A 15,346-nucleotide genomic window follows, 5' to 3' on the forward strand; every position below is an offset into this window, starting at 1 on the left:
CCGACCCGAAGCATGGGCCGGCGCGCGTGAGGGTAAAGCTCAGCTCGCCTGGGAGTCGCCGCTGGCCGATTCCGCCTCGGCTGTCAGGCGCGCCAGCATCCGCTCCAGGATGCCGAACACCGCGTCGCGGTCCTCGGGACTCATCAGGCTCAGCACGCGCCGCAGGCTCGCGTCCATGCCCCGGTCGATGCGGGCGAAGACGCTGCTGCCCTGCTCGGTGAGGCGCACGACGACGGCGCGCCGGTCCTCCACGTCCCGGGTCCGCTCCACCAGACCCATGCTCTCCAGGCGGTCCACCACACCGGTGATGGTCTTCCGGGTGATGCCCACCCGCAGGGCCAGGACGCCCACCTGCACCGGACCGTCGTTGCCCAGCCACGACAGCGCATGCATCTGCGTGGGCGTGAGCTGGAGGTCCTCGCAGATGCCCGCCAGCGGGTTCTTCAGGGAGCGGTAGAGGCTGAACTCAATCAGCAACTCGTGAAGGCGCCGCGACTCGGGCGTGGAGGCCTCGACGTCTTCCTCCATCAGACCGTGGCTCTCCTCGGAGCCACCGTCCTCGGGAGGGTCCTGGCCCTCCGTGCCCGCGGCGCCGCGCCGATTCGCGAGCGCGGCCGGTTTGTCATCCGGCCGCCGCATCAGGCCGTCTCCACCCGGGCCGCCGCGGCCACGGAAGGCGATTCAGCGCCGTGCTTCGGACCCACCGCGTGCGGCGTACCGGAGGTCGCGTCCGGACCCTTGCGCCGCTTGAACTTCTCGGTGAGCTGGTCCATCAGCGAGTACACCACCGGCACCACGCCCAGGGTGAGGAACGTGGACGTCACCAGACCGCCGATGATGGTGATGGCCATGGGCGCGCGCGTCTCCGCGCCGTCACCCTTGGCGACCGCCACCGGAATCATGCCGGCGATCATCGCGATGGTCGTCATCAGGATGGGACGCAGACGCACGGGAGCGGCCTGGAGCAGGGCTTCCGTCGCCGTCTTGCCTTCCTCACGCAGCTGCAGCGTGAAGTCCACCAGGAGGATGCCGTTCTTCACCACCAGACCCATGAGCATGATGATGCCGATGAGGGCGAACATCGACATGGCCTGACCGGTGACGAGCAGACCGCCAATGGCGCCGATGAGGGCGAAGGGCAGCGACATCATGATGGTGAAGGGGTGGACGAAGCTCTCGAACTGCGCCGCGAGAATCATGTAGATGAGGATGATGCCCAGCAGCAGGGCGGAGCCGAAGGCCGCCACGGCCTTGCCCATCTCCTTCGCGTTACCCTCGAAGTCGTAGATGACCGACTTGGGCAGCTCCTTCTCCGCGTACGCGTTGAGGAAGTTGATGCCATCGCTCAGCGCGTAGCCCGAGGCCAGGTTCGCCAGCAGGGTGATCTGCCGCTTCTGCGACTCGCGGTCGATCTGCACCGGGCCGTCGGCGGGGGTGATGGTCGCGAAGTTGCGCAGCTCCACCAACTGGCCCGTCATGCTGCGCACGGTCAGCTTGCCCAGCGCGTCGGCGGAGGCCAGCGTCTGCGGCGGCAGGGCCACCTTGATTTCGTACGTCTCGCCACCCTCGCGGTAGTCGCCGAACTTGTCGCGGCCCAGGAAGGCACGCAGCGTGGCGCCCAGCGAGGCCGCCGGGATGCCCAGGCTGGCCGCGCGCTCGCGGTCCACCTTGACGTCGTACTGCGGCTTGCCGGAGCGGAACGTCATGTCCACGTCCACCAGGCCCGGATTCTGGCGCATGGCGCCCTGCACCTGCTCGGCGGCCTTCACCACCTCTTCCCAGTTGTCACCGCGGAGGTTGAACTGGATCTGCTGCGTGCGGGCGCCGCCGCCGCCCACGGCCGCGACGTCCTGCACCGTGACGGTGACGCCGCTGCGGGGGGTGATGGCGCCGCGCAGGTACGTCTTCAGTTCGCCCTGGTTGAAGGAGCGGTCCTTCAGCGGCACCAGGTTGATGAGCAGCTCGCCCTTGTGCACTTCCTCCTGCACGCCGCCACCGGCGGTGGCGAAGGTGGAGTCGATGCCGGGCAGGGCGCGGACCTGCGCGTCCAGCGCGTCCAGCTCCGCCTGCGTATCCTGCAGCGTGGAGCCGATGGGCAGCTCCACCGCCAGCTTGATGTTGCCGTTGTCCTGCTCCGGGATGAACGTGAACTTCAGGAAGCTGGCCATGAAGAGGGTGACGAAGAGCACCACCACGGCGATGACCAGGGTGATGGCCCGGTGCCGCAGGATGCTGGCCAGGATGTTCCGGTAGCCCGTCTCCGTGGCGACCAGCACCTTCTCCACCGCCGCGGAGATGCCCGTGGGGTTGCCATGGTGGCTCAGCATGCGCGCCGACAGCATGGGCGTGAGCGTCATGGACACGGCGTAGGAGATGAGCACCGCCACGGCCACCGTGACGCCGAACTGGTAGAAGAACATGCCCATCGTCCCGTCCATGAAGGCCACGGGGATGAACACGGCGACGATGGCGAGCGTCACGGCGAACACCGCGAGCGCGATCTGGCTGGCGCCCTCGAGCGCCGCCTGCATGGGCGTCTTTCCCTCTTCCAGGTGACGGACGATGTTCTCGATGACCACGATGGCGTCGTCGATGAGCAGACCGATGGACAGCGTCAGCGCCAGCATCGTGATGACGTTGAACGTGAAGCCCAGGGCCGCCATGACGGCGAAGGTACCGACGACGGACACCGGCAGCGCGATGGCGGCCACCAGCGTGGAGTTCAGGTTGCGCAGGAACACCAGCACGATGAGCACCGCGAGGAAGCCACCGAGCACCAGGTCGAACTGCACCGCGGCGATGGACGAGCGGATGAACCGCGAGTTGTCCGTCACCATCTCCGTGCGCACGCCCTCGGGCAGCAGGCTGTTGACCTCACCCAGGGACTCCTTGATGGACTCGGCCACCTGCACCGTGTTGGAGCCGGACTGCTTGCGCACCACCAGCGCCACGGCGCTGCGGTCACCGCTCTTGGCGCTGGAGCGCGCCTCTTCCGGACCGTCCACCACGTCGGCCACGTCACGCACGCGCACCGGCGCGCCGTTGGGGCTGGCGATGATGATGTTGCGCAGCTCGTCCACGCTCTTGGCCTCGGACGTCAGGCGCACCACGCGCTCACGGCCGCTGTCCATGGTGCGGCCACCCGGGACGTCCAGGTTCTGCGCCTGCACGGCCTGGCTCACGTCGCTGACGGCCAGCCCGAAGCCCCGCAGCCGCTCCGGATCCACGACGATCTGGATTTCGCGCTCGCGGCCACCGACCACGTCGATGCTGCCCACGCCCGGCTGACGCTGGAGGGCGGGCTTCACGACGTCCTCGGCGACGCGCGTCATCTCTTCAATGGGGAGCGCGCCGGACAGCGACAGCGTCATGATGGGCGCCGCGCCGATGTCGAACTTCTCCACCACCGGCGTCTCGATTTCCGTCGGCAGCTTGCTCAGCGTGGCCTGGACGCGGTCCCGCACGTCCTGCGACGCCACGTCCACCTTGGTGTCCAGGGTGAAGCGGACGACGATCTGGGACACGCTCTCCAGGTTGATGGAGCGCAACTGCTCCACGCCGTTGAGGGTGTTGAGCGCCTCCTCCAGCGGGTCACTGACGTTCTTCTCCATCGACTCCGGGTCCGCGCCGGGCAGCACCGTGGTGACGGTGACGACGGGGAACTCGACGTCGGGGAACTGGTCCACGCCGATGCGTGGGTAGGCATTGATGCCAAAAACGACCACCGCGAGCATCAGCATCGCGGTGAACACAGGGCGGGTGATGAATGTCTTGAGCATTCAGGAGCTCCGAACTTGAGAGGGGAGGGCAGGCGTCACTGCACTACGCGGACGGCCGTGCCCTCCTTCACGTCCAGGGAGGAGTCGGCGAGCACGCGCTCGTCGGCGCCCAGTCCCTGGAGGATGCGGACGTAACCAGGCAGCACTCGCTCGACGCGCACATCCCGCTTGCGCACCGTGCCGTCCTGCACCACCCACACGAAGCCCTCCTGGCCCCGGGCGCTGACGGCCTGGGTGGGGAGGAAGAGGCCCTTGTCGTCGTCGGCCTGATTCACGGTCGAGAAGTCCAGCTCCACCAGGGCGCCGGGACGCAGCGCCGTGGACGGCTCACCGACCACGTCCGCCAGCACCTCCACCGTGCGGTTGGAGGCGTCCACCACCGCGCCCACGACGGCCACCTGCACGTCGAAGCGCGCGCCGCTGGGGCTCACCGTGCCCTGCGTCTTGCTGCCCACGCGGACCTTGTCCACCACGGACTCGGGGACCTGCGCGCGCACTTCCAGCCCCGTCGTATCGACGATGCTGAACACGGGCGTGGAGGGCGTCATCGCCACCGAGTCACCGACGTTCTTCGTGCGGGCCGTGATGACGCCGTCGAAGGGGGCGATGATGGAGTGGTCGCGCAGCATCTCCTCCGCCAGCCGCAACCCGGCGGCGGCCTGGGCGGCCTGGGCGGCGGCCTGCTTCTGGCCAATCACGGCCTGATCCAGCCCCGCGGCGGCCACGCCACCGGACTCCGCCACCTTCCGGGTGCGCTCCAGGGAGGACGTGGCCAGCTCCAGCGCCGCGTCCGCGGCCTGCTTCACCGCGCGCGCCTGCTCCACGCTGATGGCGACGTTGGAGGCGTCCAGCGACGCCAGCACCTGGCCCTTCTTCACCTTGTCGCCCACCCGGACATTCATCCTGGAGATGGTGCCAGTCGCCTGGGGCCCCAGGACCGCCTCGTTCTTCGAGCGGATCTGCCCCGTCACGCGGGTGACGTCAGCGCTCAACTCCGTGGCCGGAGTGATGGCGCGCACGCCCAATGCCGCGGGACCCGTCTGCTCGGGGAGGGCCGGCTTGTTGCTGGCCTTGCCACAGCCCGTCGTCACCACCGCTGCCACTGCCGCGGCCATCCACATGCGTCGAATCACGGTCGTCCTGCTCCTGCCGGTCACGGGGCACCTGTCCCCTGGGAGACACTTGCGAGCCGGCTTCTACATGGAAAGTCTGCGGCCCGGAAACTACAGCCTCTGAACTGTCTGTCAAGAGGATACTCCGTAGTGCGGACTATCTTTCCTCCGGCATGTCTAACGGCCGTCCGCCGAGCGGGCAGGAGAAAATGACACGACGCGGTGCATCCGTCCTCTGGCCTGAAGGAGGGGCGCTGTGTGCCGGGGAGGCGGTGCTTGTGGCACCTAGAGGCCCCTGTTATTGATTCAAGAATCAATCCTTTCGCGCCGAGGACACCCCATGCCCCACCCATTCACCGAGGAACACGAGGCCTTCCGCAACACGGTGCGCAGCTTCGTGGAGAAGGAGATGACCCCACACGGCCTCGAGTGGGACCGGGCGGGCATCTTCCCCAAGGAGCTGTTCCGCAAGGCGGGGGACCTGGGCTTCCTGGGCATCAACCACGACCCGAAGTACGGCGGTAGCGGGCTGGACTACTGGTACGTGACGGTGTTCGCGGAGGAGCTGAGCCGCAGCCTCAACGCGGGCGTGAACATGGCGCTGCTGGTGCAGAGCCAGATGGCCACGCCCATCATCAACGAGATTGGAACGGACGAGCAGAAGCGCGAGTTCCTGGAGCCGGCGCTCAAGGGCGAGAAGATCGCCGCGCTGGGGGTGAGCGAGCCGGGGTGCGGTTCGGACGTGGCCAGCATCAAGACGACGGCGCGCCGGGACGGGGATGACTACGTCATCAACGGCTCGAAGATGTGGATCACCAACGGCACGCGGGCGGACTTCATCACCCTGGCGGTGCGCACGGGCGAGGCCGGCTACGGCGGCATCTCCCTGGTGACGTTCCCCACGGACGTGAAGGGCTTTGGCGTCTCCAAGAAGCTGGACAAGGTGGGCAACCTGTCCTCGGACACCGCCGTCCTCTACTTCGAGGACTGCCGGATTCCGGCCCGCTATGTGCTGGGCGAGGAGAACGAAGGCTTCTACCACATCATGACCAACTTCCAGGGTGAGCGCCTGGTGGGCGCCATCACCACGGTGGCGGGCATGGAGCGGATGGTGGAGGACTCCATCCGCTACGGCAACGAGCGCGAGGCCTTCGGCCGGCCGCTGATGAAGTTCCAGGTGTGGCGCCACAAGTTCGTGGAGCACCTGACGGCCATCGAAGCGGCCAAGCGCCTGACGTACCACGCGGTGGACCTCTTCGACCGGAAGGAGAACCCGGTGAAGGAGGTCTCCATGGCGAAGCTGTTCGCGGGCGACCTGGCCCAGCGCGTGGCCTACGACTGCCAGCAGTTCTACGGCGGCATGGGCTACGTGGAGGAGACCTCCATCGCCCGCATGTGGCGCGACGTGCGCCTCATCACCATTGGCGGCGGGACCTCCGAGGTGATGAAGGAGATCATCTCGAAGATCTACGGCTTCTAGCGCCGCGCGCTCAGGTGCCGTGGCCCAGGCTCATCCCTTCCAGGGGCTTGGGCCCGCTGTCGAGCTCGGCGTGCATGACGGTGTCGTCACGCACGCCCTCCCACTTGGACACCACCAGCGTCGCCACCGTGTTGCCGATGACGTTGGTGATGGCCCGGGCCTCGGACATGAAGCGGTCCACGCCCAGCAGCAGGGCCACGCCTTCCACGGGCACCTTGCCGTTGAGCGCCGCCAGCGTGGCCATCAGCGTGATGAAGCCCGAACCCGTCACGCCCGCCGCGCCCTTCGACGTCAGCAGCAGCACGCCCAGCAAGGTGAGCTCCTCGCCCAGCGACAGGTCCACGTTCACCGCCTGGGCGATGAAGATGGCCGCCATCGTCAGGTAGATGCACGTCCCGTCCAGGTTGAACGAGTACCCGGTGGGCAGCACCAGCCCGACGGCGCCCCGGTCGCAGCCCAGCGTCTCCAGCCGCTTGAGCAGCCGGGGCAGCGCGGACTCCGATGACGACGTCCCCAGCACGAGCAACAGCTCGCTGCGCATGTAGCGCAGCAGCTTCCACAGCGAGAAGCCGGACAGCCGCGCCACCAGCCCCAGCACCAGGAACACGAAGAGGGCGCAGGTGACGTAGACGGCGATGAGCAGCCGGCCCAGGGAGCTGAGCGATTCGACACCGAACTTGCCCACGGTGAAGGCCATGGCGCCGAAGGCGCCCAGCGGCGCCAGCTTCATGATCATCCCGACGATGCCGAAGAAGACCTGCGCCAGGTCATCCGACAGGTCGAGCACGCGCTGTCCCATGGGCCCCAGGCGGGTGAGCGCCACGCCCGTCAGCACGGCGACGAGCAGCACCTGGAGCAGCTTCCCCTCGGTGAAGGCCGACAGGAAGTCATGCGGGATGATGTCCAGGAGGAAGGGGATGGTGCCCTGCTGCGACGCGGACGCGCGGTACTGGGTGATGCCGGAGGTGTCGATCTGCGCCGGGTCGATGTTCATCCCCGCGCCGGGCTTCAGGGTGTTCACCACCACCATGCCCACGACGAGCGCCAGCGTCGTCAGGACTTCGAAGTAGATGAGCGCCTTGAGGCCGATGCGGCCCACGTGCTTGAGGTCGCCCATCTTCGCGATGCCCGCGACGATGGTGAGGAAGATGACCGGTGCGATGATCATCTTCACCAGCTTGATGAAGCCGTCGCCCAGCGGCTTCATGGACTCGCCCAGGTCCGGCCGCAGCCAGCCGAGGATGATGCCCACCGCGATGGCCAGCAGCACCTGGACGTACAGATTCTTCAACCACCGCATCCGCACCCCTCTCTCGGGAGGCCGCGGACTATAGCGCCCCGGTTCGGCGCTTCGCTGGCGCCAGGCGCCGGCGCAAAGCGGGGGCTTCGGGTGGCGGGCTGCGTCACTTCTTGCGGAACAGCGCCTCCGCGGCGTTCAGCAGCGCGTCCCGGCTCTCCTTCTCATGGATGCCGCCTTCGCCAATCTGGAACAGCTCACAGAAGTTGGCGCCGTCCTTGTCCTTGGGCACCTCGGCGAAGGGCTCCTTGCACTCCTTCGCCACGCCCAGGTCGAAGTGACGGCAGTTGCGGCACGAACGGATGTCCTCGCCGCAGTGTGGGCACTCGTCACGCCGGCCCACCTGGTTCGCGATGATGTCCAGTGGGTGTCCACAGTGCGCGCAGCCGGGCATGGCCTCCTCCATGAAACGGGGACGCCATTGTGCCAGCGGGCCGCGCCCGGCGGCGAGCGCTCAGCGCTGCGGACTGGGCATCAACGCCTGGACGGGCTCCGGGGAGGCGGACTCCCGGGCGGTGCCTTCGTGTGCCCCGCTGCCCGTGGCATCGAGCAGCTGGTCGTTCAGCCGCTTGAGGAGGAACAGGAGGTACGCGGAGACGGTGGCCAGCGCGGCGAGCAGCACGCCCAGCAGCATCCCGCGCTGCCACAGGTGTGCCTTCTCCAGGATGGCCCGGCGCTCCGCGAACGTCTTCAACTGGGCGTCCGCCGCGGCGCCGTCGAACCGGGCCGCGTAGTCCTCCGCCTGGGCGGTGCCGCGCTCCATCAGCCACTGGCCCTGCACCTGGAGGGCGTCCGCGCGGGTGTAGCAGTAGGCGGCGCCCCCAGCCGACAGCAGGGAGATGCACAGCGCCGTCATCACGCTCCGGGTCGTGCCCATCCTACGTCCTCCGGACTGGCCGTTGCACGGGGAGTGACACCCGCGACTGCTCCGGCTTCCCGAAGACAGTAGCGGATGCTAGGGAGCCCCTCTGACATGGGCAAGCCCTACCGTCCTAAAGACCACTATTTCCAGAAGGCCAAGCAAGAGGGCCTGCGGGCACGTTCGGCCTTCAAGGTCGATGAACTCATCAAGCGCTTCCCCATGGTGAAGAAGGGGCACGTCGTGCTCGACCTGGGGGCGGCGCCGGGAGGTTTCCTCCAGATATTGGCGGACGCCGTGGGGCCGAAGGGCCGCGTCATCGGCGTGGACATCGTCGCCATCCGTCCCTTCAGCCAGCCCTTCGTGCAGACGGCGGTGTTGGACGTGCTCGCGGACGACTTCGACGCGAAGCTGACCGAGCTCCATGCCGGCCCCTTCGACGCCGTCATCTCCGACATGGCCCCCAAGACGAGCGGCATCAAGGCCACCGACGAGGCGCGCAGCCTGCGGCTGGCGGGCAAGGCGCTGGAGTTGGCCGCGGCGCGGGGCCGGCCCGGGTCCTCCTTCGTGGCCAAGGTCTTCATGGGCCGGGACTTCGAGGACTTCCGCAACCAGATCCGCGCCCTCTTCGAAGAGGTGAAGGTGGTCCGGCCGGAGGCCACCCGCGGCGCCAGCATGGAGGTCTACCTGGTGGGTCTTCGCCGCCGTGCGCCAGAGGCCCCGGAGGCGAACTGACGTTCATTGTGGAACGTTCGGGTGTCCGGCTGTGTCTAGAGTGCCGACATGCATCGGACCCCCTGGACCCGCGCACCCTTTGTTCGCTTCTGGCTGTTCGCCCTGCTGCTGCTGACCTCGCCCGTGCTGGGGCAGGGCAAGGCGCCGCCTTCGTGGAAGGCCATCGAGAGGATGGCCGAAGAGCAGAAGCTGGAGGCCGCCGCCCAGGGCGCCGAGGCCCGGCTGGCGCAGGCGAAGTCCAAGGGCGACGAGGCCGAGTGGACGCGCGCGCTGGTGCGCACGGTGCAACTGCGCACCGACTTGCATGGCTACGAGACGGCGGTGCGCTTCCTGCGCGAGCAGCCCTGGCCCAAGGGCGCGTTGCCTCGCGCGACGCTGAACCTCTTCTACGCGAACGCGCTCGTCGCCTATGCGCAGGCCTACGGCTGGGAGGTGCGCCAGCGCGAGTCCGTGGCGTCCTCCGGGCCGGTGGACCTCAAGGCGTGGACCTATGAGGAGATTCTGACCGAGGCCCAGCGTGCCTACGAGGAGGTGTGGAAGCAGCGGCAACAACTGGGCGGTGAGCCCCTGAAGGCGTTGTCCGAGTACGTGAAGCCCAACACCTACCCGGAGGGGCTGCGCTCCACGCTGCGAGATGCCGTGTCGTACCTGCGCGTGTCGCTGCTGGCGGACAGCTCGCACTGGCGGCCCGAGCAGGCCCATGAGGTGTACCGCCTGGACCTGGGCGCGCTCCTGGAGGGGACGCCCAAGGTGGCGCTGACGGACCCCGGCGTCCATCCGCTGGTGAAGGTGGCGGCGGTGCTCGGGGACCTGGAGGCGTGGCACCAGTCCGCGGGGCGGCGCGAGTCGGCGCTGGAGGCCCGGCTGCAGCGCTACACGGTGCTGCACCAGCACTTCACGGACGCGGCCGACCGGACCCGCATCCGGCAACACCTGGCCGCCTTGCTGCCCGCGTTCCGCGACGTGCCCTGGTCCACCATGGGGCAGGCCCAGCTCGTGGAGATGGAGCGAGTGGCGGACCACGCCGTGCGTGCCCACTCGCTGGCGAAGGCGTGCGCGGCCACCTACCCCCAGTCCACGGGGGCGCAGCGCTGCCGCGTGCTCATGGCCGCCATCGAGGCGCCCGAGTTCAGCATGGGCTCGCTGGCGTCGGACGGGCCGGGCCGCCGCTCCGTCGAGGTCACCCACCGCAACGTGTCCATGCTGCACTTCCGTGCGTACTCCGTGGACCTGGAGAAGCGGCTGGCCCAGGTGGATGACTACAACCTCATGCCGGACAGTGCGCCGTTGAAGGCCCTGGTGAAGGGACAGCGCCCGGTGGCCACCTGGAGCGTGCCGCTGCCGAAGACGGAGGACTTCCGGGAGCACCGCACCTTCGTCACGCCGCCGCTCACGGCCCGGGGGACGTACGTCATCATGGCCTCCGCCCACGAGGACTTCCGCGCGACGAACAACCGCATCGTCGCGGTGTACCTGACGGTGACGCCCTGGGTCATCGTCGCGCGGCCCTCGAACGGGGACCTGCTGGAGGTGCGGCTGGTGGACGGCGACACCGGCGAGCCCGTGCCGAAGGTTCCCCTGCGCCTCATCCGCGTCGACTACAGGCAGGGCTTCAAGGAGGTGGCGCGCATCCTCTCGGACGCGGACGGCGCGGCCACCTTCGACGCGGTCCCGGGCGATGGCTACCGCAGCTACGTCCTGGTGGCCGGCGTCGGACGGAACGCGCTGCTGCACCCGGGCCAGGTGCCGTTCTACAAGCGCCATCAGTCCGGGGAGGTCCATTCGGCGCTCGTCTTCACCGATCGCGCGGTCTACCGGCCCCAGCAGAAGGTGCTGTGGAAGGCGGTGGCCTTCAGCGGCCGGGGCGAGCAGGCGCGCTACCAGACGCTGGCGGACCGCCCGCTCCAGGTGACGCTGTTCGACCCGAACCACCAGGTGGTGGAGTCCCGGGAGGTCCGCACCAACGACTTCGGCTCCGCCGCGGGCGAGTTCACGATTCCCACCGGCCGGATGCTGGGGGCGTGGTCCGTGATTGTGAGCGCGGGGGGCCGCGCGTCGATTCGCGTGGAGGAGTACAAGCGGCCCACCTTCGAGGTGACGCTGAAGGACGCGAAGGCGCAGCTGCGCCTCAACCGGCCCGCGACCTTCCAGGGCGAGGCCCGCTACTACTTCGGCATGCCGGTGACGTCCGGCTCCGTGCGGTGGCGTGCGTACCGCGAGCCGGTGCTGCCCTGGTGGTGGTGGGGCCCGCCGTCCGGGGCCTCGCAGCGGCAGGTGGTGGCGACGGGCACGTCGCCGCTGGGCGCGGACGGAGGCTTCACCATCGGCTTCACCCCCGAGGCGGATGAGCGGTCCGCGGCCACCCCGGGGCTGACGTGGAACTACCGCATCGAGGCCGACGCGACGGACGAAGGCGGTGAGACGCGCTCGGCCAGCCGGGCCTTCCGGCTGGGCTTCGTCGCCGTGGAGGCGCGCGTGGACCTGGACACGGGGTTCCTCCGCGAGGGCGCCGCGGCCGAGGTTCGGCTGACGCGCTCCACGCTGGATGGCGCGCCGCAGCCGGGGCCGGGCAAGTGGCGGCTGGTGGCGCTGAATCAGCCCGCGCAGCCCCTGCTGCCCGCGGACGAGCCCCAGGGCCTGCCGGAGTACAAGGACCCCGAGGCGGTGTTCACGCCCACGCCTGGAGACAACCTGCGTCCTCGGTGGTTCGGCGCGTATTCGCCGGAGTCCACCATTCGCGGCTGGACGGATGGGGCCCAGCAGGCGACCGGCTCGGTGCAGCACGACACCGAGGGCCTGGCCGTGCTGAAGCTGCCGTCGCTCAAGGCGGGCGCGTACCGGCTCCACTACGAGACGACGGACGCCTTCGGTCAGACGTACACCGTGGGGCGCGAGCTGGTGGTGGCCGGGAAGACGACACCCCTCGCGGTGCCCGCGATGCTGGTGGCCGAGCGGGAGACGGCGCGGGTGGGGGAGGTGGTGCGGTTGATGGCCGTCTCGGGGTTCAAGGGACAGCCGCTGCTGCTCGACATCTACCAGGGAGAGCGGCGCATCTCCCGGCGCAAGCTCACCGCGGGCCAGTCTTCCGGAGTCGTGGAGGTGCCGGTGACGGCGGAGCTGCGCGGCGGCTTCACCGTGGCGCTGTCCACGGTGCGTGACTACCAGTTCCTGTTCTTCTCGAAGTCCATCTTCGTGCCCTGGGACGACAAGGAATTGCAGCTGGAGTTCGCCACCTTCCGCGACACGCTGCGCCCGGGCGCGAAGGAGACCTGGCGCGTGACGGTGAAGGGGCCGAAGGGCGCGAAGGTGGAGGCGGGCACTGCCGAACTGCTCGCGTACATGTATGACCAGTCCCTGGACCTGTTCGCCAAGCAGACGCCGCCCAGCGTGGCGTCGCTGTATCCCCAGTGGCATTCCTCCGTGGACATGCAGTCGTCGGCGAGCCTGGGTGACACCCGGTGGGTGGTGAACGCGCGATATGGCGAGGTGCCGGGCTGGACACCGCCTGCGCCTGACGCCTTGCTCTTCGGGGATGGCTTCGAGGTGGGCGGCCCAGGCCGGCGGCGGATGCGGCAGATGGTTCGCGGTGGGATGGGCGGCATGCGGGAGGGCGCCGCGCCAAGGGCCACCATGGCACCGGCGCCGGGCGCCCCGCCGCCCCCGCCGCCCGCCGAGGCGCCTGTTCGGGCCGAGGCGAAGATGCAGGCGGACAAGGAAGAGCGCTTTGGCAGCGGCGGAGCGGCTCCGGACGCGCCGCAGCCGCTGCGCTCCAACTTCGCGGAGACCGCGTTCTGGGCGCCCCAGGTGCTCACCGGGGCAGACGGCTCGGCGACGCTGGAGTTCACCGTGCCGGACTCGGTGACGGCGTGGAGCGTCTGGGTGCACGCCGTCACGCGTGACTTGAAGGGCGGCTCGCTGCAGCGCGCCTCCCGGAGCGTGAAGGAGCTGATGGTGCGCCCCTATGTGCCGCGCTTCCTGCGCGAGGGCGACCGCGCGGTGTTGGAGGTGATGGTGAACAACGCGGCGTCGCGCCCGATGCAGGGCACGCTCACGTTGGACATCCAGGACCTGGAGCTGCAGAAGAGCGTGCTGTCGGACTTCGGCGTCCAGAAGGCGTCGCAGCCCTTCCGCGTGGAGGCGGGGAAGGGGACGCGCCTGCGCTTCCCGCTCACCACGCCCACACGGGTGGGGCCCGTTGCCTTCCGGGTGGTGGCGCGCTCGGAGAATCACAGTGATGGTGAGCTGCGCCCCCTGCCGGTGTTGCCGGGCCGGATGCACCTGGCGCAGTCGCGCTTCGTGACGCTGAAGGGCAAGGACTCCAAGACGATGCAGTTCGAGGACCTGCGCGCGGGCGGCGACCCGACGCGGGTGAACGAGCAGTTGGTCGTCACGGTGGACACGCAGCTGTTCTATTCGGCGCTCCAGGCGCTGCCGTACCTGGTGGACTATCCCTACGAGTGCACGGAGCAGACGCTCAACCGCTTCGTGTCGACGGGCATCCTGTCCAGCCTGTACGGGCAGTACCCGTCGGTGGCGCGGATGGCCAAGCAGCTGAGCGAGCGCCCCACCCAATTGGAGACGTGGGATGCGGTGGACCCCAACCGGAAGATGGCGCTGGAGGAGACGCCCTGGCTGGAGATGGCAAAGGGCGGCGCCGGGCCGGAGGCCGGTCTGGTGAAGGTGTTGGACCCGAAGGTCGCCGCCGCCGAGCGCACGTCCGCGCTGGCGAAGCTCCGCAAGGCGCAGACGTCCAGCGGCGGCTTCCCCTGGTGGGCGGGGGGGCCTCCGTCGCCGTACATGACGCTCTACATCGTGCATGGCCTCTCCCGCGCGATGGAGTTCGGCGTGGAAGTCCCGCCGGAAATCACCCGGGGCGCCTGGGGCTACCTGGCGCGGCACTTCCGCGAGGAGTACGCGACGAAGCTGATGAAGGAGGAGCGCGGCTGGGAGTTCCTCACGTTCCTCAACTACACGGCCTCCGCGTATCCGAACGCGAGCTACACCGGTGAGGCCCTCACCGAGGCGGAGCGGGCGCGGATGCTCGCGTTCAGCTTCAAGCATTGGAAGAAGCACTCGCCCTACCTCAAGGGCTACCTGGCGCTGACGCTGAAGCGCGCGGGGCGCGGCGCGGACGCCAACCGCGTCTGGGAGAGCGTCATGGACTCGGCGAAGACGAGTCCCGAGCTGGGCACCTACTGGGCGCAGGAGGACCGCAGCTGGCTCTGGTACAACGACACCACGGAGACGCACGCCTTCGCGCTGCGCACGCTGACGGAGCTCAATCCGAAGGACGCGCGCCGCGAGGGCCTGGTCCAGTGGCTGCTGCTGAACAAGAAGCTCAACCACTGGAAATCCACTCGCGCCACGGCGGAGTCACTGTACGCGCTGGTGAAGTACCTCCAGGCGGAAGGCGCGCTGGGCGTGCGCGAGGACGCCCAGGTGACGGTGGGCCCGCGCGTGGTGCGCATGTCCTTCGCCCCGGACGAGTACACGGGCAAGAAGAACCAGGTCGTCGTGCCCGGGCCGGAGTTGAACCCGGCGACGATGAGCTCGGTGGTGGTGGAGAAGACGACGCCGGGCTTCGCCTTCGCATCCGCGACGTGGCACTTCTCCACGGAGAAGCTGCCGGACAGCGACCGCGGGGACTTCTTCCAGGTGTCGCGGCGCTACTTCCTGCGTGAGCGGCAGGGGAAGGACGCCAGGCTCGTGCCGCTGGCGGAGGGCGCCGTGGTGCTCCCCGGAGACGAAGTGGAGGTGCAGCTCTCCCTGCGCGCGAAGCACGCGGCGGAGTACGTGCACCTGAGAGATCCGCGCGCCGCGGGCCTGGAGCCGGAGAACGTGCAGTCCCGTCACCGCTGGGACTTGGGCATCGTCTGGTACGAGGAGACGCGGGACTCCGGCACCAACTTCTTCTTCGAGCAGCTGCCCGCGGGTGAGTACACCTTCAAGTACCGGCTGCGCGCCAACATGGCCGGCCAGTTCAAGGTGGGCCCCGCCACGGTGCAGTCCATGTACGCGCCGGAGTTCACCGCGTACTCGGCCGGGGCGATGCTCACGGTGGGCGCGGCGAAGTAGCGCGGTCCA

At 68.9% G+C, this 15,346-nt stretch carries 9 protein-coding genes; 3 read left to right on the forward strand and 6 right to left on the reverse strand.

Annotated features, from left to right (window positions below; all coding sequences use genetic code 11):
- Nucleotides 1-39 precede the first annotated feature (39 nt).
- Genes BLU09_RS27950 through BLU09_RS27960 form a run of 3 tightly spaced genes read right to left on the reverse strand, consistent with a single transcriptional unit; the run spans nucleotide 40 to nucleotide 4,936 of the window.
- A complete protein-coding gene (locus tag BLU09_RS27950; RefSeq protein ID WP_090492830.1) occupies nucleotides 40-639 on the reverse strand; it encodes a MarR family winged helix-turn-helix transcriptional regulator in 600 nt (199 codons plus the stop codon).
- On the reverse strand, nucleotides 639-3,779 hold the full coding sequence (locus BLU09_RS27955) for an efflux RND transporter permease subunit (protein ID WP_090492832.1): 3,141 nt from the start codon (nucleotides 3,777-3,779) through the stop codon (nucleotides 639-641). Before BLU09_RS27955 ends, BLU09_RS27950 begins: the two co-directional genes overlap by 1 nt.
- Before the next feature lie 35 nt (nucleotides 3,780-3,814).
- On the reverse strand, nucleotides 3,815-4,936 hold the full coding sequence (locus BLU09_RS27960; protein WP_090492833.1) for an efflux RND transporter periplasmic adaptor subunit: 1,122 nt from the start codon (nucleotides 4,934-4,936) through the stop codon (nucleotides 3,815-3,817).
- Nucleotides 4,937-5,231: 295 nt separating this feature from the next.
- On the opposite strand from BLU09_RS27960, the gene BLU09_RS27965 reads away from it, so the two are divergent.
- On the forward strand, nucleotides 5,232-6,371 hold the full coding sequence (locus BLU09_RS27965) for an acyl-CoA dehydrogenase family protein (RefSeq protein ID WP_011553025.1): 1,140 nt from the start codon (nucleotides 5,232-5,234) through the stop codon (nucleotides 6,369-6,371).
- A 10-nt stretch (nucleotides 6,372-6,381) separates the two neighbouring features.
- Here BLU09_RS27965 and dctA read toward each other — a convergent pair whose 3' ends face one another.
- The 3 genes from dctA to BLU09_RS27980 all read right to left on the reverse strand — a co-directional run bounded on the left by dctA (nucleotide 6,382) and on the right by BLU09_RS27980 (nucleotide 8,545).
- Complete coding sequence (dctA, locus tag BLU09_RS27970) at nucleotides 6,382-7,671, reverse strand: C4-dicarboxylate transporter DctA (protein WP_186817845.1); 1,290 nt, start codon at nucleotides 7,669-7,671, stop codon at nucleotides 6,382-6,384.
- Nucleotides 7,672-7,774: 103 nt separating this feature from the next.
- Nucleotides 7,775-8,062, reverse strand: a complete 288-nt coding sequence (locus tag BLU09_RS27975) for a hypothetical protein (RefSeq protein ID WP_090492998.1) — start codon at nucleotides 8,060-8,062, stop codon at nucleotides 7,775-7,777.
- A gap of 60 nt (nucleotides 8,063-8,122) precedes the next feature.
- Nucleotides 8,123-8,545 (reverse strand): hypothetical protein, encoded by a 423-nt coding sequence (locus tag BLU09_RS27980; protein ID WP_090492837.1) that lies wholly within the window; start codon nucleotides 8,543-8,545, stop codon nucleotides 8,123-8,125.
- Nucleotides 8,546-8,620: 75 nt separating this feature from the next.
- Between BLU09_RS27980 and BLU09_RS27985 the strand changes: the two genes are divergently transcribed.
- The gene (locus BLU09_RS27985; RefSeq protein ID WP_090492839.1) at nucleotides 8,621-9,262 is read left to right on the forward strand and encodes an SAM-dependent methyltransferase; all 642 of its coding nucleotides are present in this window, start codon (nucleotides 8,621-8,623) and stop codon (nucleotides 9,260-9,262) included.
- Nucleotides 9,263-9,310: 48 nt separating this feature from the next.
- A complete protein-coding gene (locus tag BLU09_RS27990; protein ID WP_090492841.1) occupies nucleotides 9,311-15,337 on the forward strand; it encodes an alpha-2-macroglobulin family protein in 6,027 nt (2,008 codons plus the stop codon).
- Nucleotides 15,338-15,346 lie beyond the last annotated feature (9 nt).

Origin of the sequence: Myxococcus virescens, assembly GCF_900101905.1 — a bacterium.
In the GTDB taxonomy this organism is placed as follows: Bacteria; Myxococcota; Myxococcia; order Myxococcales; family Myxococcaceae; genus Myxococcus; species Myxococcus virescens.